Here is a 21,169-nt window from a genome sequence, read left to right on the forward strand (position 1 = left end):
GCCCGTGTCTCCCGTGACGTGCGGTACGGAGACCAGTGCCAGGGGCACGATTGCATCCGTGAGGTCACGTACACGGACGCTGCTGGAAGGAAACCGTGTGAGCCGGATCTCGGTCCGGGGATTCGCCGTGGCATCAGCTACAGCGGTCACCACCGTCGGCGCAGTCGTGGGAGTGGCTTCGGGCGCTCCCCAGGCCTCGGACGACAATTTCGAGGCGACCGCAGCTGACACGACACTCCTCGCAGACATCCCCGCGGGCCAGCACGCCCAGGTCCAGACTGTGTCGCTGGCGCAGCAGGCCGACGCGCAGGCCAACGCCGCCGACGTCGCAGCGAAGAAGTCCGCCGAGGAATCGGCTCGTATCCAGGCCGCCAAGGACGCCAAGGCGAAGAAGCAGGCCGCCGAGGAGAAGGCCGAGCAGGAGCGCGAGGCCAAGGAGAAGGAAGAGGAGCGCGCCAGCCGCTCGGAGACGCGGGACTCCTCCGACTTCGTGGTGCAGAGCTCGTACTCCGTCGCCGAAGTCCAGGCGATGGCCCGCCAGATGATCCCTGGCGACCAGTACCAGTGCTTCAGCAACATCGTGGACCACGAGTCCACCTGGAACTACCAGGCGTCCAACCCCTCGTCGGGCGCCTACGGTCTCGTCCAGGCGCTCCCCGGCTCCAAGATGGCCTCCGCCGGCGCCGACTGGCAGACCAACCCGGCCACCCAGATCAAGTGGGGCCTGAACTACATGAACGACCGCTACGGCAGCCCCTGCGGCGCCTGGGAGTTCTGGCAGGCCAACAACTGGTACTAGATCCACCGCCCCACCCCGTACTTCCCGTCGGTTTTCCCGCCGTCGGCGCTCAACCTTGTGAAGCCCCTCACCGTCCTACGGTGAGGGGCTTTGCGCGTGTACCGTCAGGCAGTACGACTCCGGGGAAGAAGGATTCAGCATGTCGAAACTGCCGGGGTGGCTCGGCCGGGTCGGGGCGGAACTGACCTCGCTGGGCGAGCGGTTGGGGGAGCGCCGGACGGAGGCGACGGCGGACGACGTGCCGGGGGGCGGACGGATACCGGAGACGCTTCCGGTGCCGGCGGGCCGGGTGCCCGATTCCCCGGCCAAGCCGGAGCCCTCGGCCGCCATCCCGTGGGGGATGCGGGTCGCCGCCGAGGCCGCCTGGCGGCTGCTCGTACTCGCCGCCATGCTCTGGGTGTTGATGAAGATCATCAGCGCCGTCCAGCTCGTGGTGATGGCCTTCGTCGGGGCGCTGCTCGTCACGGCGCTTCTTCAGCCGACGGTCGCCATGCTCAAGAAGTGGGGCCTGCCGCGCGGTCTCGCCACCGCGGTGACCGCCTTCGCCGGCTTCGTCGTCATGGGGCTCATCGGCTGGTTCGTGGTGTGGCAGGTCGTGGAGAACATCGACGTGCTCTCCGACCGGGTCACGGACGGTATCGAGGAGCTCAAACGCTGGCTGCTCAACAGCCCGTTCCATGTGACCGAGCAGCAGATCAACGATCTCGCCAAGAGTCTCAGCGACGCGATCGGCACCAACACCGAGGAGATCACCTCCGCGGGCATCCAGGGCGTGACCGTCGTGGTCGAGCTGCTGACGGGTATCCTGCTCGCCGTCTTCTCGACCCTCTTCCTGCTCTACGACGGGCGGCGGATCTGGGAGTGGTCGCTCAAGCTGTTTCCCGCGCAGGCCCGTCCGGGCCTGGCCGGCGCCGGGCCGCGCGCCTGGCGCACGCTCACGGCGTATGTGCGGGGCACACTCATAGTCGCGCTGATAGACGCGGTCTTCATCGGCCTCGGCCTCTACTTCCTCGATGTCCCGCTGGCCGTGCCGCTCGCCGTCTTCATCTTCCTCGGCGCCTTCATCCCGCTGGTCGGCGCGGTGATCTCCGGCGCGCTCGCCGTCGTCGTCGCCCTGGTCACCCAGGACGTGTTCACGGCGCTGATGGTGCTGATCGTCGTCCTCGCCGTCCAGCAGATCGAGGGCCATATCCTCCAGCCCTTCATCCTCGGCCGCGCGGTACGGGTGCACCCGCTGGCCGTCGTGCTCGCGGTCGCGACGGGCGGACTCGTCGCCGGTATCGGCGGCGCGGTCGTCGCGGTGCCGCTCGTGGCCGTCACGAACTCCGTCGTCGGCTACCTCCGGGCCTACAACCGGGAGCCCGCCCCGCGCGACGGAGCGGCCCCGCTCGTGGTCCCGGAGCCCGGCGTCGCTCCGACGCCCGTCCCACCCGCACCTGTCCCGGCTCCCGCGGTCCCCGGCCCGGCCCCGGAGGCGCCGGTCTCCGACACTCCGCCCGCCGAGCCCCGGAACGGTCAGGAATGATCTCCGAACCGGAACTGGAGGGCGAGGACCCGCCGCCGGTCCCGGCGCAGAGAGGCGCCGGACGCCCCGGAGTTCCCGGATTCCGCCCGGCGTCCGCGCCGGGCGGTGACGACGGGCCGGCGGACGAGTCCGAGACGATGGGCGCCGACGACCATCCCCTGATACGGGGAGTGCCGCTGCGGCGGCGTCCCTGGGTCTGGGGGCTGGCCGGGGTGCTGCTGACCTCAGCGGTGTGGGCGGGCGCCCTGTGGGCGTACGACAGGGCGGGACCCGACCTGGAGGGCTACGACGTCAGCCGTAACCTCTGCCTCGACGCGGACCTGCCGGCGCTGAGCGCCACCATCGGCGAGAAGCGGGACCCGTTCGCCGCGGTGGGCGAGGACAAGGCGCTCGACCAGTCCGTCTGCACGGTCAACCTCGTACCGAGGACACCGGCCGGGATCCGGCATCGCGGGGGACCGATCGTCCGGGCGTACGCGGAGATCACGTACACGCTGCACAAGAAGACCGATCCGGGGCCGCAGTTCGACGCGTCCCTGATCCATCCGGCCGACCAGGGGGCGGGGGAGCAGACCCTGAAGCTCGTCCCCGACGTGGGGGAGCGGGCCTATCTGGTGAGCCAGGCCGGGGGCGACAACCCGGTGCTGGAGGTCCTCGACGGACAGGCCGTGCTCTCGCTCTCGGTCGGCCAGGTGGTCGACTACGACCGGGACCGACGCGACTCGGACTTCGACCTCGACCAGCAGCAGGTCCTCCATCTGGGCGGGCTCGAACCGGCCATGGTCGAGGACATGCTGGCGCTGATGGAGCGGCTCAAGAGGGAGTGACCGGGCGCCGCCTCAGGACTCGCCGAGACCGTCCAGGACGGCCTCGGCGTCGAGCGTGGTCGCGAGGGCCTGGATCACCGCCGCGATCTTGATGCCCTCCTGGATCGTCCCGCGGTCCTCCTCCAGCCTGCGCAGCGCGCCCTCGTGCGCGTCGAGGCAGAGCCCGCAGCCGTTGATCGCGGAGACCGCGAACGACCAGAACTCGAAGTCGGCTTTGGTGACACCGGGATGGCCGGTGGCCGTCATCCGCAGACCCGTGCGCAGCTCTCCGTACGTGGGATCGGAGAGCAGGTGCCGGGTGCGGTGGAACACGTTGTTCACCGCCATCACGGCGGCGGCCGACCTGGCCGTGGTGTAGGCCTCGGAGGAGAGACGGGCCCGGGCCTCGGGCGCCAGTTCGCGCAGCACGTACGGCGAGCGTGCGGCGATCGCGCAGACCAGCACCGTGCCCCACAGCCGCTGTTCGGAGAGCCCGCCCCGGTCGAGGACCGCGTCGAGATTGCGGCGCAGATCCCTGGCGTACTCGGGAACGGCGGCCTTCAGCGAGTCGAGTGACATCGGGCTCTCCTGGGACAGGATCTACGGTGCGTGGTCGTCGGGTGCGTCGCGGCCGTCGCCGGCGCCGGGAGTCCGCGGGCCGTCTCCGGGGGTCCGCGGGCCGTCGCCGTCCGAGGGCGGCGCCGGAGGCTTCGGGACCTTCGGCGGTCTGCCCCGGCGGGGGATCGGCCTCGCCTCGCGCGGGAGCCTGCCCCCCTCCGCCAGGGCCCGGCGCAGCAGGAACTCGATCTGCGCGTTGGCGCTGCGCAGTTCGTCGGACGCCCACCGTGCCAGGGCGTCGTAGACCGCCGGGTCCAGGCGCAGGAGGACCTGCTTGCGTTCGGTCACTGGTAAAGAGTGCCCGTGTTCACGACCGGCTGCGCGGCCCGGTCACCGCAGAGCACGACCAGAAGGTTGCTGACCATCGCCGCTTTCCGTTCGGAGTCCAGCTCGACGATGTCCTGCTCGGTCAGCCGGGTCAGGGCCGCCTCGACCATGCCGACGGCGCCGTCCACGATCAGCCGGCGTGCCGCCACGACCGCGCCCGCCTGCTGGCGCTGGAGCATCGCCGAGGCGATCTCCGGAGCGTACGCGAGATGGGTGAAGCGGGACTCGATGATGTGCACACCCGCCGCCTCGACCCGGGCGTGCAGCTCGACGGCGAGTTTCTCGGTGATCTCCTCGGCGTTGCCGCGCAGCGAGAGACCGTCCTCCTCGTGGGCGTCGTACGGGTACTCGATCGCGATGTGCCGGACGGCGGCCTCGGTCTGGGTGGAGACGAACTCCAGGAAGTCGTCCACCTCGAAGAGCGCCTGGGCGGTGTCCTCGACGCGCCAGACGACGACCGCCGCCAGCTCGATCGGGTTGCCGTAGGCGTCGTTGACCTTCAGGACGGCCGTCTCGTGGTTCCGCACACGGGTCGAGATCTTCGCGCGTGAGGTCAGCGGGTTCACCCAGCGCAGACCGTCGACCCGGATCGTGCCCCGGTAGCGCCCGAAGAGCTGGACGACGCGGGCCTCGCCCGGCGCCACCATGTTCAGCCCGCACATCGCGACGAACGCGGCGAGCGCGACCAGCACGCCGAGCACGATCAGCGCGACCTTCGCGCCGGTCGAGCCGACGGCGGCGCCGACCACGACGAGGACGACCCCGCCTGTCAGGCCGAGCAGCCCGAGCAGCAGCGCGAGGCCCCCGCCGATGCTCCTGGCCGGGAATTCCGTGACCCGCGGTGCGGGCATCTCGGGCAGATCGTCCACCACTGGAGTGCTGGTCGTAGGCATGTCCGGTCCCCGTTTCTCGTGCTGTCACGCCCTGTCGGCGTGGCTAGCATTGTGATTACACATTAACGCGCTTCGCAACCCTTCACGCCTCTCGTGAGTCGGTTCCTTGAGAGTGGGTGCTGATTGTCACGTCTGATTACGACCGGATCGAGACTCTTTGTCGCAGGGGACGGTGTTAGCTTTCTGAGCTGATTCCGGCAAGTACGACAAGTGGACCAGGACCGGCCAGGCAGGACACGGGACCCGAGAGCGGAGGGACGGAGCGATGGGCCGAGCGGAAGCGCGGGGGGCCCGGCAGCGTGGGGCGCGCCGGGCCAGGAGGGCCGGCGGCATACGTGGCTTCCTCACGCTGAGGAAGCTGCTCGGAACGTTCCTCGGGCTCTGTCTGCTCGGCATGGGCGCGTTCGTCGTGATCTATTTCCTGGTCCCGGTGCCGACCGCCAACGCCCAGGCCGAGATGCAGAGCAACGTCTACAAGTACAGCGACGGGACGGTCCTGGCCCGCACGGGCGAGATCAACCGGGAGATAGTCGGTCTGGAGAAGGTCCCCAAGGATGTCCAGCGGGCCTTCGTCGCCGCCGAGAACAAGTCCTTCTACAAGGACTCCGGAGTCGACATCAAGGGCACCGCCCGCGGCCTGATGAACACCGTCTCGGGCAAGGGCAAGCAGGGTGGCTCGACCATCACCCAGCAGTATGTGAAGAACTACTACCTGAACCAGGACCAGACGGTCACCCGCAAGCTCAAGGAGCTGGTGATCTCGCTCAAGGTCGACCAGCGGATGGACAAGAACGAGATCCTCGCCGGGTACATGAACACCAGTTACTACGGGCGGGGCGCGTACGGCATCCAGGCGGCCGCCCAGGCGTACTACGGCGTGGACGCGACGGAGCTGAACGTCGCGCAGGGCGCGTATCTGGCGGCGCTGCTCCAGGCCCCGAACCAGTACGACTGGGCCCAGGCCACCGAGACCGGCAGGGAGCTCGTCACCGACCGCTGGAACTATGTCCTGGACAACATGGTCGAGGAGAACTGGCTGGGCTCCGGCGAGCGCGGCGGGCTGAAGTTCCCCGTACCGAAGAAGCCCAAGCCCGCACCGGGCGCCGAGGGCCAGGCCGGCTATCTCGTGGAGGCCGCCAACAGCGAGCTGGAGCGGCAGGGCGTCGACAAGGCGGACATCGACGCCGGCGGCTGGACGATCACACTCAGCGTCGACAAGAAGCGGCAGAAGGAACTCGTCGACGCGGTCGACAAGCAGCTGGAGTCCAAGCTCGACCGCGAGAAGAACAAGGTGGACGCCACCGTGCAGGCGGGCGCCACGTCCGTCGACCCGAAGACGGGCGCGGTGGTCGCGCTCTACGGCGGGGTCGGTGCCACCGAGCACTGGATCAACAACGCCACGCGCACCGACTACCAGCCCGCGTCGACCTTCAAGCCCGTGGTGCTCGCCTCGGCCCTGGAGAACAGGTCGAAGACCCAGGACGACGAGACGATCGGGCTCAGAACGGTCTACGACGGCACGAGCAAGCGCCCCGTCGTCGGCAGCGACACGCCCTTCGCGCCGCAGAACGAGGACGACCGGGACTACGGCGACATCACCGTCCAGCAGGCGGCCAACGACTCCGTCAACGCGGTCTTCGCCCAGATGGTCGTCGACGTCGGCCCGGACAAGGTGAAGAAGACCGCGCTCGACCTGGGCATGCGCGACAAGGACTTCCCCGAGCGGCCCGCGATCTCCCTGGGCACGATGGGCGCCTCCACCTGGGACATGGCGGGGGTGTACGCGACGCTCGACAACCACGGCGAGAAGGTCACCCCGTCGATCCTGAAGTCCGCCGAGCACAAGGACCGTGAGGTCGAACTGCCCGAGCGGATCGGCGACCAGTCGATCAGCCGCGAGTCCGCCGACACCGTCACCTCGGCGCTGACCGGCGTCGTGAAGAACGGCTCGGGCCACGAGGCGAGCACCGACGCGTACGAGGCGGCGGGCAAGACCGGTACGTCGGAGAACAACAAGTCGGCGTGGTTCGCCGGCTACACGCCCGAACTGACCACGGTCGTCGCTCTGTTCGGCGAGTCGACCGCCGAGGGCGGCGGTCAGGTGACCCTCACCGGCACGGCCAACTCCGGCCGCGCCAACGGTGGCGGCTTCCCCGCCAAGATCTGGGCCGACTACACGCTGGGCGCGCTGAACGGCGGCTCCGACGCCTCGTTCGACCTCGATGTCGCCGAGCCCGCCTACCGGCCGCCCAAGCCCCCGCCGCCGCCCTCGGAGCCCCCGCCGCCCAGCGAGGAGGCGACCCCGCCGCCGGACGAGCCGGACCCGGACCAGACAGAGAGCGACCCGCCGACGTCCGAGCCCCCGCCGCCGTCCAGCGAGCCCCCCGCCCCGCCGCCCGAGCCGGGCGACGACTCCGGAGGAGGAGGCGGCGGTGAGGAGACAGGCGGCACGGACGGCGGGAACGACAACGGCGGTACGGGCTCCACGGGCGGCACCGACGCGGGCGGCGAAGGCCAGGGCCCACCGGGCTTCACCGGCTGAGCGGGCGCCGTACCGCACACCGGAACGGCCGCCCGGGGGACCGGGCGGCCGTTGGCCGGCGGTGGGGACAGCTCAGCCGCCGTTGACCTTCGCGGCGATCCGGTCGCCGATGGTCTTGTCGATGTTGCGCCAGTACTGGAACGCCCGGTCGAGGACCGGCCGGGTGACGCCCTGGAGCAGATGACCGGAGACGTTCGACACCAGACGGTCGCGCTGCGCGTCGTCGAGCACGTTGCGGACCTGGGTGCCCGCCTGGCCCCAGTCGTCGTCCTCGCGCCGCTTCGTGTACGCCTCGCGGACCATCTCGCCCGCCGCCGCCCAGCCGGCCGGATCGCCGAAGCGCTCGATGTCGGCGGCCGGGCCGCCGTAGGAGTTCGGGGCGTACGGCGCCGAGGCGTTCGACGCGAAGTACCGCATCGGACCGTCCTTGGCGTACGAGTTCACCGGCGAGTGCGGCCGGTTGGGCGGCAGCTGCGCGTAGTTCGGGCCGATCCGGTACCGGTGGGTGTCCGGGTACGAGAACAGCCGGCCGAGCAGCATCTTGTCCGGCGAGGGGCCGATGCCCGGAACCATGTTCGACGGCTCGAAGGCGGCCTGCTCGATATGGATGAAGAAGTTGTCCGGGTTCTTGTTGAGCGTCATCCGGCCGACGTCGATCAGCGGGTAGTCGCCGTGCGGCCACACCTTCGTCAGGTCGAACGGGTTGAAGCGGTAGCCGGCCGCGTCCTCGAACGGCATGACCTGGACCTTCAGGCTCCAGGTCGGCGCGTTCCCCGACTCGATCGCCTCGTGCAGGTCCCGGCGGTGGTGGTCCGCGTCGGAGCCCGCCATCTCGTCGGCGTCCGCCTGGCTGAGGTAGTCGATGCCCTGGTCGGTCTTGAAGTGGTACTTGATCCAGAAGCGTTCACCCGCGCCGTTGACCCACATATAGGTGTGCGAGCCGTAGCCGTTCATGTGGCGGAAGGACTTCGGGATGCCCCGGTCGCCCATCAGCCAGGTCACCTGGTGCGCGGACTCGGGTGACAGGGTCCAGAAGTCCCACTGCATGTCGTTGCTGCGCAGCCCGGTGGCGGGATGGCGCTTCTGCGAGCGGATGAAGTCCTGGAACTTGATCGTGTCACGTACGAAGAAGACCGGCGTGTTGTTGCCCACCAGGTCGTAATTGCCCTGCTCCGTATAGAACTTCAGGGCGAAGCCGCGCGGGTCGCGCCAGGTGTCGGGAGACCCGAACTCACCGGCGACCGTGGAGAAGCGGGCCAGCATCTCGGTGCGCCTGCCCGGCTGGAAGAGGTCGGCCTTGGTGAACTGGCTGACGTCGTTGGTCACTTCGAAGACGCCGTAGGCGCCCGAGCCCTTGGCGTGCACCACCCGCTCCGGGACGCGCTCCCGGTTGAACTGGGCCATCTTCTCGATGAGGTAGTGATCCTGGAGCAGGATCGGGCCGTCGGGCCCGACGGTGAGCGAGTTCTCGTCGCTCTCCACCGGGACACCGGCGTTGTTCGTCGTGTACGCGGCCTTGGGCATCGACTCGGTCACGAGCGTCCTCCCGACGATAGGGGTTCCCGCCGGCCGGAATCGGGCGCAGCGGGATGACAGCGGTCGTAACCGGCCGCCTGCCCCAGTCAAACCCGCCGACACATGGTCGGCAACATTTGTCCCGGTCCGGGAGGGACTCGTACTCGCGTGCCGACGGCCGCGCCCCCGGAGGTGATCCGGGGGCGCGGCCGTCGTGTGCGCAACGGGCCGCCGTCTACGGGCGGGTCGAGATCTCGAACCAGACGACCTTGCCGGTGGAGAGCCGTGTCGCACCCCACCGCCTGGCCAGCCGGTTGACCAGGAACAGTCCCCGGCCGCCCTCGTCCGTGTCACGGGCCCGGCGCTGACGGGGCAGCTGGGGCGAGTCGTCGCCGACCTCGCAGCGCAGCACGTCCGTCCGCAGCAGCCGCAGGGTCACCGGCCGCTCCGCGTACCGGACCGCGTTGGTCACGACCTCGCTGATCAGCAGCTCGACGGAGTCGCTCAGCTCCTCCAGGCCCCAGCGCGACAGGGCCCGTCTGGCGAGCCGTCTGGCCCGCCCCGGCGCCGCGTCCTCCGGCTCCAGGAACCAGTACGCGACATCGCTCGGCGCGATCCCGTCGAAGCGTGCCGCCAGCAGGGCGATGTCGTCGTCGCGGTCACCGGGGCCGAGCACGTCCAGCACGTCGTCGCAGAGCGCCTCCAAAGGAGGCGAGTGGTCGGGACCGGTGAGCTGCGCCGTCGCCGCGAGGCGCTCCCGCAGCTGCTCGATCCCCGTCCACACGTCACGCAGCCGCGACTCCACCAGGCCGTCCGTGTACAGGAGCAGCGTCGCGCCGGCCGGCGCGTCCAGCTCCACCGCCTCGAAGTCCACCCCGCCGACGCCGATCGGGGCACCGGGCGGCACCCGGAGCACCTCGGCCCGGCCGCCCAGATGGAGCAGTATGGGCGGCGGATGACCGGCGTTGGCGATGGTGATGCGGTGCGAGACCGGGTCGTACACCGCGTACATACAGGTGGCCATCCGGTCGGTGCCCAGGCGCTGCGCCTGTTCGTCGAGATGGTGCAGGACCTCCTGCGGCGGCAGGTCGAGACCGGCGAGGGTCTGCGCGGTCGTCCGCAGCTGGCCCATGATGGCCGCCGACGTCATCGAGTGACCCATGACGTCGCCGACGACCAGGGCGACACGGCTGCCCGGCAGCGGGATCGCGTCGTACCAGTCGCCGCCGACCCGCGCGGTCTCGGCCGCGGGCAGATAGCGGGAGGCGAGCCGGACGCCGGTGGGCTGCGGCAGCCCCTCCGGGAGCATCGTGCGCTGGAGTTCGTCCGCGATGTACGCCTCACGGCCGTACAGCACCGCCTTGTCGATGCCCAGCGCGGTGTGCGTGGCGAGCTGCGCGGCCACCAGCAGGTCGTTGGGCTCGAAGGCGGGGCGGTCCGGTCTCCGCAGGAAGACGGCCGCGCCGATGACACGGCGACGGCCGCGCAGCGGGGCCAGGATCGCGCGCCGGCCGCCCGGCACGGTCATCTCGGCGCCGAGCAGCTCGGGCAGCGCCACGCGGGCGGCGGCGGAGTCGCCGAAGACCGGGCGCACACCGCGCAGGACCTCCGAGAGCGCGCCTCCGGACGCCACCTCGCAGAGCTGCGCGGCGGGCATCACATCGGTTTGCGGGTCCAGGACCGACGCGCGGCCGGCCTCGGACTCGGGCAGCTGGATACCCGCGCCGACCGTGCCCGCGCTGTCGGTGTCCTCGTCGGTGAGCCGCAGCCGGTCCGTACGGCGCAGCCTCAGTACGAAGGGCGCGACCGGGCGCTCGTCGCCGACCGGCAGCGGGTCGCGGAGGTAGACGAGGATCGCGTCGGAGAAGGTCGGGACGGTCGCCCGGCACAGTCCGAGCACGATCTCGTCCAGGTCGATGCCGCGCGCGATACGACGGGTGGCGGCCCCCACGAAGCGCAGGCGGTCGCCCTCGCGCCGCGCGGCGCCCACCGGGTCCTGCGGGGGCGCGGCCGAGGGAACGGTGGCCTGCGCAGTCGCGGGCGTGGGAACCGGCGGCACCGACGGCTGCGGTACGGCGGCGGAGGAGACCTCCTGCCGTGGCCGGGTGCGTTCCTGGGACCGGGCAGCCACGGGCTGCCGGCCTTCATGGGAGGTGGGATGCTCCGTCACGCGTGGGATTCCGTCCGTCCGGGCCGGTGGTGCGAGACAACCGATTCGACTGGGTCCTGCCGGACAGGACCCGGCGCTGCCGCCCTTGTCCAGGGGGTCCCGGGTCTGGGACCGCAGGGGCCTTCGCGGCCGGGCATCGGCACCTTGCGCCGGAAACGCCCCTCCAGGGCCCCGAGACCACGGATGCCGACGCGGCAGGCGTCCTGCACGGCTCCACCCCCTCGTCGATGTCCAGCGGCTCGTGTGCTGCTGTCTGCGGCTGTCTGCGGCTCGTTCGTCGTGCGAATCGTTCTCGCGTGCGTCGTACGTCGTGCGGCTCGTCGGTCCAGCCACGTGACCCTGAGTCAGCTCCGCTGCCCCTCAGGCGCGTTGGTCAGGCGCAGCCTTGCGGAGGACGATCCTACGTTTGAACCCTGGGGGCGCATCAAGGGTCTCACGAGGTCGGCGAACCCGCCCCGGTGATCACCAGGTACGTGGGTCCACCTGCACCCTTCTGCCTCATCTGGTCCGGACCTTTGCCGGTTCGGGGGCCCGGTCCCAGCCCTCCGGCAGCTCGGGCACCGACCACCGGGGGTCGGGCCGCCAGTCCTCCCAGCCGGCGGAGAACGGCTCGCCCCACGCCTTGATCATCTCGACCGCCGCGCTCCCCGCCTCCCGCACGCGCAGCGCCTGGCCGGCGTCCAGCAGCCCGACCCGCTGGGCCTCGGCGAACTCGTCCTCGTCCCGCCAGAGCCAGCTGCGGTCCGGGTAGACCGAGATGTCGAGGAAGTGGTCCTCGGAGTCGATGCCGCCCGCCCAACGCAGCCGGGGCTCCTCAAGATTCACGTACCAGCTGCGGAACTGCCAGCCCTGGTCCCAGAACAGCCAGATGGACCACGGCTCGTCGGGACGCGCCAGTTTCAGCACGCCCGTGCCCTCCCAGTGGGCCCGGGCGGTGGTGCGCGGCGCGGTGTACCGGGTGGCGAGAGGTTCGTGGTGCACGGGAGTGCCATCGGCGAGCACCGGCTTGACGCACTCGGTGCCCGGCGCCATCCAGACGGCGAGAAGCTCCTCGGTGTCCTGGACGACGGTCACCGGTCGGCAGATGTGGACGTGCCGAGAGCCGTTGTCCCGGTAGCGCCAGAGAATCCGCTCGCCCCGGTCCCAGTGTCGAATGCCGTCCGCACCTGTCATGCGCAGATCTTAGAGCCGGGGCCCTCCGGGCGCTGTGAGGTGCGCCGGGACGGCTCGATCTTGTCGGTGCCGATCACCGCCCGGGCACAGGCCCGCGCCGGAAGACTCGCCGGATCTCACGGATGTGTCATCCGGAGGACGTCCAGGGCCTCGTCCAGCTGCTCCAGGGTGAGAACGCCGCGCTCCACATAACCGGCGTCCAGCACCACCTCGCGGATCGTCCGCCGCTCCGCCAGCGACCTCTTCGCGACCTTCGCCGCCTCCTCGTAGCCGATGTACTTGTTCAGCGGGGTGACGACGGAGGGGGACGACTCCGCGTACTCCCGGGCGCGCTCCACGTTCGCCGTGATGCCGTCGACGGTGCGGTCGGCCAGCAGCCGGGAGGCGTTCGCCAGCAGCCGTACGGACTCCAGGAGGTTCCTGGCGATCACCGGCAGCATCACGTTCAGCTCGAAGTTCCCCGCGGCCCCCGCCGTGGCGACGGTCGCGTCGTTCCCCATGACCTGGGCGGCCACCATCAGGACGGCCTCCGGGATCACCGGATTGACCTTGCCGGGCATGATCGACGAGCCGGGCTGGAGATCGGGCAGATTGATCTCGGCGAGCCCGGTGCGCGGTCCCGACGACATCCAGCGCAGATCGTTGGAGATCTTCGTGAGCGAGACGGCGACGGTGCGGAGCTGGCCCGACGTCTCCACGAGCCCGTCGCGCGCGCCCTGCGCCTCGAAGTGGTTCCTGGCCTCGGTCAGCGGTAGCCCGGTCGTACGGGCCACCTCGGCGATGACGGCGGCGGAGAAGCCGGGCGGCGTGTTGATGCCGGTGCCGACCGCCGTACCGCCCAGGGGCAGCTCGGCCAGACGGGGGAGGGCCGACTCCAGCCGCTCGATCCCGTACCGGATCGCCGCGGCGTAACCGCCGAACTCCTGGCCCAGCGTGACGGGTGTGGCGTCCATCAGATGCGTACGGCCCGACTTCACGACGTCCGCGAACTCCTCGGCCTTGCGCTCCAGCGAGGCGGCGAGATGGTCGAGGGCCGGGACCAGATCGGCGGTGACGGCGGCCGTCGCGGCGATGTGGATGCTGGAGGGGAACACGTCGTTGGAGCTCTGCGAGGCGTTGACGTGGTCGTTCGGGTGCACCTCGCGGCCCAGGCGCTCGGTGGCGAGGGTGGCGATGACCTCGTTGGCGTTCATGTTGGACGAGGTGCCCGAGCCGGTCTGGAAGACGTCCACCGGGAACTGCTCGTCCCAGCGGCCCTCGGCGACCTCGGCCGCGGCGCCGCGCACCGCCTCGGCCATGTCCCGCTCCAGCACGCCGAGTTCCGCGTTGACGGTGGCGGCGGCGGCCTTGATACGGGCCAGGGCCTCGATATGGGCCCGTTCGATACGCCGGCCGGAGATGGGGAAGTTCTCCACCGCCCGCTGGGTCTGGGCCCGCCACTTCGCGTGTGCGGGGACCCGGACCTCGCCCATGGAGTCGTGTTCCGTGCGGTAGTCGCCGCCGGCCGCCGCGGCTGTCCCGTCGTGCGTGTGCGCGTCGCTCGTCATCGTGGTGGTACCTCCTGCGGAAGTTGAGCAATTGTCCTGTCCGAAGTGTTCCCAAGTCCCCTACCCGCCAGTAAAAACCTCTTTTACCACTGAGATCGGGGAGGCCATGCACCGTACGAGATCCACGTTCCGAAGTGCCGTCGCCACTCTCGCCGCCTGCGCGAGCGTCGTCGGCGGACTCGTCGCGCTGACCCCCGCGGCCCGGGCGTCGGCCCCCGTCGGCGCGCCCGCCGCGGTCCGCGCGTCCACCCCGCTGCCGCCCGCCCTGGAGGAGATCCGCGCGGCGGAGGCCACCCGGCTCTACGGCGACCCCGCGGAGCGCCCGCCCGACCGGCGCAGGACCGCGCTGATCTCGCTCGGCGACAGCGAGATCTCCGGCGAGGGCGTCGGCACCTACGAGCCCGGCACGGACGGGCCGGACAACTGGTGTCACCGTTCACCCGATGCGGCGATCCACCGCACCGGGATCGCCGCCGACGTAACGTACAACGTCTCCTGCTCCGGCGCCTCGACCGTCAACATCCGGGCCGGCGGCACGGCGCAGTACCCCGACGAACTCGTCCAGAGCGACAGCCTCGCCATCAAGGCACGCAACACCCGGATCACGATGGTGGTGCTGGTGGCGGGCGCCAACGACGATCTCCGGTTCGCCCCGGTGATCACCGACTGCGTGCTCCGCTGGTTCACCCTCCAGGGGCCCTGCGCCCCCACGTACCGGCCGGGCTGGCAGGCGCGGGTCGACGCGCTCGTCCCCAAGGTCAAGGCGACCGTGGCCGACCTGCGGGGCGTCATGCGCGACGCGGGTTACGCCGACGGCGACTACAGGCTCGTGGTGATGGGCTACCCGGGTCCCCTCGCCCCCGACCAGGGCGACAACCCGCGCTTCCCCGGCAAGATCCCCGGCGGCTGCACCCTCCACGACGCGGACACCGCCTGGGCCCGGGACGGCGCGGTCCCCCTCTTCCAGAGCGGGATGCGCCGGGCGGCGAAGAACTCCGGCGCGGTGTATCTGGACAACTCGCGGCTCTTCCACGGCCATGAGGTGTGCACGGACGACGACTGGGCACGGGGTCTGTTCATCGACCTCACCAACCCCTTCCCGCCGAACGAGAACTCGGTCCGCCAGTCCTTCCACCCGAACGCGGCCGGACACGCCGCCTTCGCCTCCTGCCTGACCCAGCTCTACGACTCGGGCCTGAGCGAGGCGAGTTGCGCGGACCCGGCGAGCACGGGCCGGCCCGTGCTCCAGCCGGGCGCCTGGGACGACGTTTTTCGGCCACTGAAGAACGAGGGAACGGGCACCTGCGTCGACGTCGACGCGTCGAAGACACGCAACGGCTCCAAGATCACCGGCGACGGCTGCGACGACGGGCGCAACCAGGGCTGGTGGTACGACATTGGCACGGGCGCCGGAGCCGGGTCGCTGCACAGCGAGCTGAGCCACGACCGCTGCGTCGACGTCCCCTCGGGGGCGTACCGCGCGGGCACGGCGGTCACCCTCTGGGACTGCCACGGCGGCGCGAACCAGAAGTTCGTGCGCGAGGCGGGCACCATCCGCCCGGCGTCGGCGGGCACGCTCTGTCTGACCCTGGCTTCGGGCGGGGACCCGCTCAGGCTCCAGAACTGCGACGGGTCCGCGAACCAGCGCTTCGGGTGACCCCCGGGCCCGCGGAAGCCCCCGAAGGGATGAGATCCCTCGGGGGCTTCCGCGTGCGCCCGGTGGTTACGCGAGGCCCGGACCCCGGACCGGAATGCTGGTGAACGTCGGCGCCGGCGCGGGCTCGGTGAAGAAGTCGTTGCCCTTGTCGTCCACGACGATGAACGCGGGGAAGTCCTCCACCTCGATCTTCCACACCGCCTCCATGCCCAGCTCCTCGTACTCCAGGACCTCGACCTTCCGGATGCAGTCCTGCGCGAGGCGGGCCGCCGGGCCGCCGATCGAGCCGAGGTAGAAACCGCCGTGCGCGCCGCAGGCGTCGGTCACCTGCTTCGAGCGGTTGCCCTTGGCGAGCATGACCTTCGAGCCGCCCGCCGCCTGGAACTGCTCCACGTAGCTGTCCATCCGGCCCGCCGTCGTCGGGCCGAACGACCCGGACGCGTACCCCTCGGGCGTCTTGGCGGGCCCCGCGTAGTACACCGGGTGGTCCTTCAGGTACTGCGGCATCTCCTCGCCCGCGTCCAGCCGCTCCTTGATCTTGGCGTGCGCGATGTCGCGCGCCACGACGAGCGTTCCGGTGAGCGACAGCCGGGTCTTGACGGGGTGCCTGGTCAGCTCGGCCAGGATGTCGTCCATCGGCCGGCCGAGGTCGATCCGTACGACGTCGCCCCCGTCGCCGTCCAGGTGGTCGTCGGTGGTGTCCGGCAGGAAGCGCGCCGGGTCGGTCTCCAGCTGCTCCAGGAAGACACCCTCGGCGGTGATCCTCGCGACCGCCTGGCGGTCCGCCGAGCAGGACACGGCGATCGCGACCGGCAGCGAGGCGCCGTGCCGGGGGAGCCGTACGACCCGTACGTCGTGGCAGAAGTACTTGCCCCCGAACTGGGCGCCGATACCGATCTTCTGCGTCAGCTCGAAGACCTTCTCCTCCAGCTCCTTGTCCCGGAAGCCGTGGCCGGCGGGGGAGCCCTCGGCCGGCAGCTCGTCCAGGTAGTGCGCGGAGGCGTACTTGGCGGTCTTGAGCGCGAACTCGGCGGAGGTGCCGCCGACGACGATCGCCAGGTGGTACGGCGGGCAGGCGGCCGTACCGAGTGAACGGATCTTCTCCTCCAGGAACTTCATCATGGAAGCCTCGTTCAGGACGGCCTTCGTCTCCTGGTAGAGGAACGACTTGTTGGCCGAGCCGCCGCCCTTGGCCATGAAGAGGAACTTGTAGGCGCCGCCGTCGGTCGCGTACAGCTCGATCTGCGCGGGGAGGTTCGAGCCGGTGTTCCTCTCCTCCCACATCGTCAGCGGGGCCATCTGCGAGTAGCGCAGATTGAGCTTGGTGTACGCGTCGTAGATGCCGTGCGAGAGGGCCGCCTCGTCGCCGCCCTCCGTGAGGACGTTCTGTCCGCGCTTGCCCATCACGATCGCGGTGCCGGTGTCCTGGCACATGGGGAGCACCCCGGCGGCCGCGATGTTGGCGTTCTTCAGGAGGTCGAGCGCCACGAACTTGTCGTTGGAGGACGCGTCCGGGTCGTCGACGATCCTGCGCAGCTGGGCGAGGTGGGCCGGGCGCAGATAGTGCGAGATGTCGTGCATCGCCTCGGCCGCCAGCGTGCGCAGCGCCTCGGGGGTGACCTTGAGGAACGTACGGCCGTCGGCCTCGACGGTGGAGACGCCGTCGGCGGTCACCAGGCGGTACGGCGTCGTGTCCTCTCCAAGAGGGAGCAGATCGGAGTACGCAAACTCTGGCATTTCGGCCATTCCTCACTCGGCGGGCGGCGGCTGACCTTCGTCGGGCAGCGCGCCTCTCAGCGTAAGACGTGGCGCGGGGGCGGACGGGGTGAGGTCAGACTCAGTAGTCCGGCGGCCGGAGGGGCCAAGCGGGCGCGGGAGGCGGGCGAAACGGGTCGGGGATGCCGGGCCGCGTCCCCCTAGTCGCGATCTATCGCGTTTCGCTACTCTGGTGCGGTGGACCTCGAAAAGCACCCCCAGAAGCCGGTCGCTCCGGCGGAGCCCGCCTCCGGCATCAGGGCCTCCGACGCCGACCGAGACCGGATCGCCGACATCCTCAGGGAAGCCCTCGCGCTCGGTCGCCTGGACGCCGAGGAGCACTCCGAGCGGATCGACGCCGTCTACCGCGCCAAGACGCTGGGTGAACTGGAGCCGATCGTCAAGGACTTGCCGCCGACCCCCACCACCCCAGGATCGGGCGCCTCACCCCACTTGTACGGCCCCGACGACGACAGCGAACCGGCCGACAACATGGTCGCGATCTTCAGCAGCTCGACCCGCAAGGGCCGTTGGCGGGTCGGCCGCCGTACGAACGCCTTCGCGCTCTTCGGCAACATCGAGATCGATCTGACCGAGGCGATCTTCGGCCAGCGGACGACCGTGATCAACGCGACCGCGATCTTCGGCTCCATCGAGGTACGGGTCCCCGAGAACATCACCCTGCACGGCGGTGGCACCGGCATCTTCGGCAACTTCGAGGTCCGCAGGCTGGAGAGCACGCAGCGCGACGCCCCCATCGTGATCGTCAACGGCCACTCGGTCTTCGCCAGCATCGAGGCCAAGCCGAAGCGCGGGAAGTTCATCGCGGACCTCAACAGGCGGCTGCGCAAGCACCTGGGCCACTGACCGCCACCGACAGCCGTCGACCGCCACCGCCGCCGCCGACCCTCGGGGCGGGTGCCGCGCGGCCGTTGATCGGTGCCGTTGATCGGTTCCATTTCCGATTCCGGTTGGGGGCCGGTCGACGGAGCCTTCGGGCAGGCCGGACAGGGGATGCCCGGCGTTCCGCACACCGTTCCGCACCTCGTATCCCAGTGCCACTCAGTGCTTAGGCGCGCGCACAGCGGGTAGGGACTGCTGCATCGTCTCTCGCTCGCGAAGCCGTCGTCAGGAGTGGACCGTGCTGCCAATGCCGCATCAGCCCCTGCAGGTCGCCGCCGTACCGCCCCAGCGGAGTCCCGCTCGGGAGGATCAGGCCGGACCCTGGCACACAGAGGCGGTGTGCCGCCGGGACGAAGCCGGATTGTTCTTCGCCCCCTCCAAGGAGCCGACGGCCGCGAGGCTGGCGCGTGAGGAGGCCGCGAAGCGGGTCTGCGCCCGCTGTCCGGTGATGGTCGACTGCCGGGAGCACGCCTTGCTCCAGCCGGAGCCGTACGGGGTCTGGGGCGGCCTGACCGCCGCCGAACGCCGTGTGGTCCTGGCGCGCCGCAGGCGCCGCGAGGTGGAGCTGCGGAACGCGGCCTCGGCCGCGGGCCGGATCGCCGCGGCGGGCTGACCGCCCGTCCCACTTGATCACCTGTGACCGGGGCGCCCCCCGCCGCGTACGAGGGGCGCCCCGGTTTCACGCGTACCGACGCGCGAGGCGCTCGCGGTCGCGCGTCCCGGCGCCCGAGGCGCCCGGGGGCGCGGCGCCTCGCGGGTGCCGCTACTTCGCGCGGTCGAAGTCGATCGTGCTGTAGGCGCGCAGTTTCGACAGCCGGTGCGTCGAGTCGATCTGCCGGATCGTGCCTGACTTGGAGCGCGTGACCATCGACTGGGTGGTCGCGGTCTCCGAGCGGTAGCGCACCCCGCGCAGCAACTCGCCGTCCGTGATGCCCGTCGCGACGAAGAACACGTTGTCGCCGCTGACCAGGTCGTCCGTCGCCAGTACCCGGTCCAGGTCGTGCCCGGCGTCCAGCGCCCGCTGCCGCTCGGCGGCGTCCTTCGGCCAGAGCCGGCCCTGGATCGTGCCGCCCAGGCACTTGATCGCGCACGCCGAGATGATGCCCTCGGGGGTGCCGCCGATGCCCATCAGCAGGTCGACGCCCGTACCGTCGCGCACGGCCATGATCGAACCGGCCACGTCGCCGTCCGAGATGAACTTGATCCGCGCCCCGGTCTCCCGGATCTCCTTGACGATGCCGTCGTGGCGGGGGCGGTCCAGGATGACCACGGTGACGTCCTCGGGTGCCGAGTTCTTGGCCTTGGCGACCCGGCGGATGTTGACCGAGACAGGTGCGGTGATGTCGACGAAGTCCGCCGCCTCGGGCCCGGTCACCAGCTTGTCCATGTAGAAGACCGCCGACGGGTCGAACATCGTGCCGCGGTCGGCCGCCGCGAGCACCGCGATGGCGTTCGGCATGCCCTTGGCGTTGAGTGTGGTGCCGTCGATCGGGTCCACGGCGATGTCGACCTCGGCACCGGTGCCGTCGCCGACCCGCTCGCCGTTGAACAGCATCGGGGCTTCGTCCTTCTCGCCCTCGCCGATGACGACGACGCCGTTCATCGAGACGGTCGAGACCAGGGTGCGCATGGCGTTCACGGCCGCCCCGTCCGCGCCGATCTTGTCCCCCCGGCCCACCCAGCGACCGGCGGCCATGGCGGCGGCCTCGGTGACCCGTACGAGTTCGAGGGCGAGGTTGCGGTCGGGAGCCTCCGGAGAGACGTCCAGCGGTGACGGGAGTTGATGCTCGGTCATCGGAACGCACCTTTCTGTACGGCGACGGCCGGAATGAGGGTGCTGCGACTCTATCGGTACGTCGACAAAATGAGCAGAGGGGCCCACGTATGAGCGTGAACCCTTGATGCGACTATGGGGAGGTGGCAGGTATGCGAGGCAGACAGACGGTACGGGACATGTTCCTGTCGATGGGCGTGATCGTCGCCGTCGCCGGGGTCATCTACATCGCCAACCCGCACGACGAGGACGCGGACCCTCTCAAGGCGGTCGACTACCAGGTCGAGTTGGTGACGGCGCAGCGCGCGGCACCCTATCCGGTGGTGGCCCCCGAGGGGCTTCCCCGGACATGGAAGCCGACGTCCGTGTCGTACGCGCGCCAGGACGGTAACGCCTGGCACCTCGGTTTCCAGGATCCCGACCGCGAGTACGTGGCTGTGGAGCAGTCGACGGAGCCGGCGGACAAGTACGTCGCCGAGGTCACGCACGACGCCGAGGACACCGGGAAGACCGCGCGGGTGAACGGCGAGACGTGGCAGCGGTGGGAAGGTCCCAAGTACGACGCCCTGGTGCTCACGGGGGACGGGGCGACGACCGTCGTGACGGGCACGGCGCCCTACGAGCGGCTGGTGCAGATGGCGGAGGCACTGGAGCCCGGAGCCGAGGCCGGAGGGTCCGCCTCCTAGGCGGTACGGCCGGTACGGCCGGTGCGGGGCCGGGGCGGCGCGGAGCGCGTCCCCGGGTGCCCGCTCAGGTGTCGGGCTCGCGCTCGGGAGTCGGGTCCGGTGCCGAGGCCGGAGGAGCCGCTTCCTAGGCGGTACGGGCGGTGCGGGGCCGGGGCGGCGCGGAGTGCGCCGGGTGCCCCCCTCAGGCGTCGGGCTCGCGCTCGGGCGCCGGTACCGGTGCCGGGTCCGACAGCGAGGCGTCCAGACGGGCGCGCGCGCCGTCCAGCCAGCGGCGGCAGACCTTGGCCAGCTCCTCGCCCCGCTCCCAGAGGGCCAGCGACTCCTCCAGAGTCGTACCGCCGGTCTCCAGGCGCCGCACGACGTCGATCAGCTCGTCCCGCGCCTGCTCGTAGCCGAGCGCGTCCGCGCCGGCGGCCGCTGCTGTCCCGCTGTCCTTCTTGGCCATGTGATCCACCCTATGTGCGGTCTACGACAACGAC

18 protein-coding genes are annotated in these 21,169 nt (G+C 70.7%); 8 read left to right on the top strand and 10 right to left on the bottom strand.

The window, feature by feature from the left end; all coding sequences use genetic code 11:
* The first annotated feature begins 97 nt into the window (after window positions 1-97).
* From ACFWU9_RS04305 to ACFWU9_RS04315, 3 genes are all read left to right on the top strand, one after another.
* Window positions 98-799, top strand: coding sequence for a transglycosylase SLT domain-containing protein (locus ACFWU9_RS04305; RefSeq protein ID WP_384314808.1), 702 nt, complete (start codon window positions 98-100; stop codon window positions 797-799).
* Between the two features lie 139 nt (window positions 800-938).
* A complete protein-coding gene (locus ACFWU9_RS04310; protein ID WP_384314810.1) occupies window positions 939-2,324 on the top strand; it encodes an AI-2E family transporter in 1,386 nt (461 codons plus the stop codon).
* On the top strand, window positions 2,321-3,151 hold the full coding sequence (locus ACFWU9_RS04315; protein WP_384314812.1) for a hypothetical protein: 831 nt from the start codon (window positions 2,321-2,323) through the stop codon (window positions 3,149-3,151). The genes ACFWU9_RS04310 and ACFWU9_RS04315 overlap by 4 nt, the downstream gene beginning before the upstream one ends.
* 12 nt (window positions 3,152-3,163) lie before the next feature.
* On the opposite strand, the gene ACFWU9_RS04320 is transcribed toward ACFWU9_RS04315, so the two are convergent.
* From ACFWU9_RS04320 to ACFWU9_RS04330, 3 genes are read right to left on the bottom strand one after another with little or no spacing between them, the layout of a single operon-like run.
* Complete coding sequence (locus ACFWU9_RS04320; RefSeq protein ID WP_384314813.1) at window positions 3,164-3,709, bottom strand: carboxymuconolactone decarboxylase family protein; 546 nt, start codon at window positions 3,707-3,709, stop codon at window positions 3,164-3,166.
* Between the two features lie 21 nt (window positions 3,710-3,730).
* Window positions 3,731-4,036 carry a hypothetical protein gene (locus tag ACFWU9_RS04325; RefSeq protein ID WP_384314815.1) on the bottom strand — a complete coding sequence of 102 codons (306 nt, stop codon included), beginning with the start codon at window positions 4,034-4,036 and terminating at the stop codon, window positions 3,731-3,733.
* Window positions 4,033-4,968, bottom strand: coding sequence for an SPFH domain-containing protein (locus ACFWU9_RS04330; protein WP_384314817.1), 936 nt, complete (start codon window positions 4,966-4,968; stop codon window positions 4,033-4,035). The genes ACFWU9_RS04325 and ACFWU9_RS04330 overlap by 4 nt, the downstream gene beginning before the upstream one ends.
* 265 nt (window positions 4,969-5,233) lie before the next feature.
* Here ACFWU9_RS04330 and ACFWU9_RS04335 point away from each other — a divergent pair, with 265 nt between their 5' ends.
* The gene (locus ACFWU9_RS04335) at window positions 5,234-7,510 is read left to right on the top strand and encodes a transglycosylase domain-containing protein (RefSeq protein WP_384314819.1); all 2,277 of its coding nucleotides are present in this window, start codon (window positions 5,234-5,236) and stop codon (window positions 7,508-7,510) included.
* A gap of 72 nt (window positions 7,511-7,582) precedes the next feature.
* Here ACFWU9_RS04335 and ACFWU9_RS04340 read toward each other — a convergent pair whose 3' ends face one another.
* The 4 genes from ACFWU9_RS04340 to ACFWU9_RS04355 form a co-directional block, all read right to left on the bottom strand.
* Complete coding sequence (locus ACFWU9_RS04340; protein ID WP_384314919.1) at window positions 7,583-9,034, bottom strand: catalase; 1,452 nt, start codon at window positions 9,032-9,034, stop codon at window positions 7,583-7,585.
* 226 nt (window positions 9,035-9,260) lie between these two features.
* Entirely contained in the window at window positions 9,261-11,195 is a 1,935-nt protein-coding gene (locus tag ACFWU9_RS04345; protein ID WP_384314821.1) for a SpoIIE family protein phosphatase, read from the bottom strand.
* Between the two features lie 498 nt (window positions 11,196-11,693).
* Window positions 11,694-12,368: a DUF402 domain-containing protein gene (locus ACFWU9_RS04350; RefSeq protein WP_384314823.1), complete on the bottom strand. Its 675-nt coding sequence runs from the start codon at window positions 12,366-12,368 to the stop codon at window positions 11,694-11,696.
* Window positions 12,369-12,484: 116 nt separating this feature from the next.
* Complete coding sequence (locus ACFWU9_RS04355) at window positions 12,485-13,915, bottom strand: class II fumarate hydratase (RefSeq protein WP_384314824.1); 1,431 nt, start codon at window positions 13,913-13,915, stop codon at window positions 12,485-12,487.
* A gap of 106 nt (window positions 13,916-14,021) precedes the next feature.
* On the opposite strand from ACFWU9_RS04355, the gene ACFWU9_RS04360 reads away from it, so the two are divergent.
* The gene (locus tag ACFWU9_RS04360; protein ID WP_384314825.1) at window positions 14,022-15,572 is read left to right on the top strand and encodes a ricin-type beta-trefoil lectin domain protein; all 1,551 of its coding nucleotides are present in this window, start codon (window positions 14,022-14,024) and stop codon (window positions 15,570-15,572) included.
* 66 nt (window positions 15,573-15,638) lie between these two features.
* On the opposite strand, the gene ACFWU9_RS04365 is transcribed toward ACFWU9_RS04360, so the two are convergent.
* Complete coding sequence (locus ACFWU9_RS04365; RefSeq protein WP_384314826.1) at window positions 15,639-17,309, bottom strand: fumarate hydratase; 1,671 nt, start codon at window positions 17,307-17,309, stop codon at window positions 15,639-15,641.
* Window positions 17,310-17,525: 216 nt separating this feature from the next.
* Between ACFWU9_RS04365 and ACFWU9_RS04370 the strand changes: the two genes are divergently transcribed.
* A complete protein-coding gene (locus tag ACFWU9_RS04370) occupies window positions 17,526-18,194 on the top strand; it encodes a DUF1707 domain-containing protein (RefSeq protein ID WP_384314827.1) in 669 nt (222 codons plus the stop codon).
* Between the two features lie 274 nt (window positions 18,195-18,468).
* On the top strand, window positions 18,469-18,843 hold the full coding sequence (locus ACFWU9_RS04375; protein WP_384314828.1) for a WhiB family transcriptional regulator: 375 nt from the start codon (window positions 18,469-18,471) through the stop codon (window positions 18,841-18,843).
* Between the two features lie 150 nt (window positions 18,844-18,993).
* Here ACFWU9_RS04375 and glpX read toward each other — a convergent pair whose 3' ends face one another.
* Window positions 18,994-20,025, bottom strand: coding sequence for a class II fructose-bisphosphatase (gene glpX, locus ACFWU9_RS04380; RefSeq protein ID WP_384314829.1), 1,032 nt, complete (start codon window positions 20,023-20,025; stop codon window positions 18,994-18,996).
* A 131-nt stretch (window positions 20,026-20,156) separates the two neighbouring features.
* Here glpX and ACFWU9_RS04385 point away from each other — a divergent pair, with 131 nt between their 5' ends.
* Window positions 20,157-20,690, top strand: coding sequence for a DUF4245 domain-containing protein (locus ACFWU9_RS04385; protein WP_384314830.1), 534 nt, complete (start codon window positions 20,157-20,159; stop codon window positions 20,688-20,690).
* A 181-nt stretch (window positions 20,691-20,871) separates the two neighbouring features.
* Here the strand turns inward: ACFWU9_RS04385 and ACFWU9_RS04390 are convergent, their stop codons facing one another.
* Window positions 20,872-21,135, bottom strand: a complete 264-nt coding sequence (locus tag ACFWU9_RS04390) for an exodeoxyribonuclease VII small subunit (protein WP_384314831.1) — start codon at window positions 21,133-21,135, stop codon at window positions 20,872-20,874.
* Between the last annotated feature and the right edge of the window lie 34 nt (window positions 21,136-21,169).

This window comes from Streptomyces sp. NPDC058653, from assembly GCF_042716895.1.
Lineage (GTDB): Bacteria > Actinomycetota > Actinomycetes > Streptomycetales > Streptomycetaceae > Streptomyces.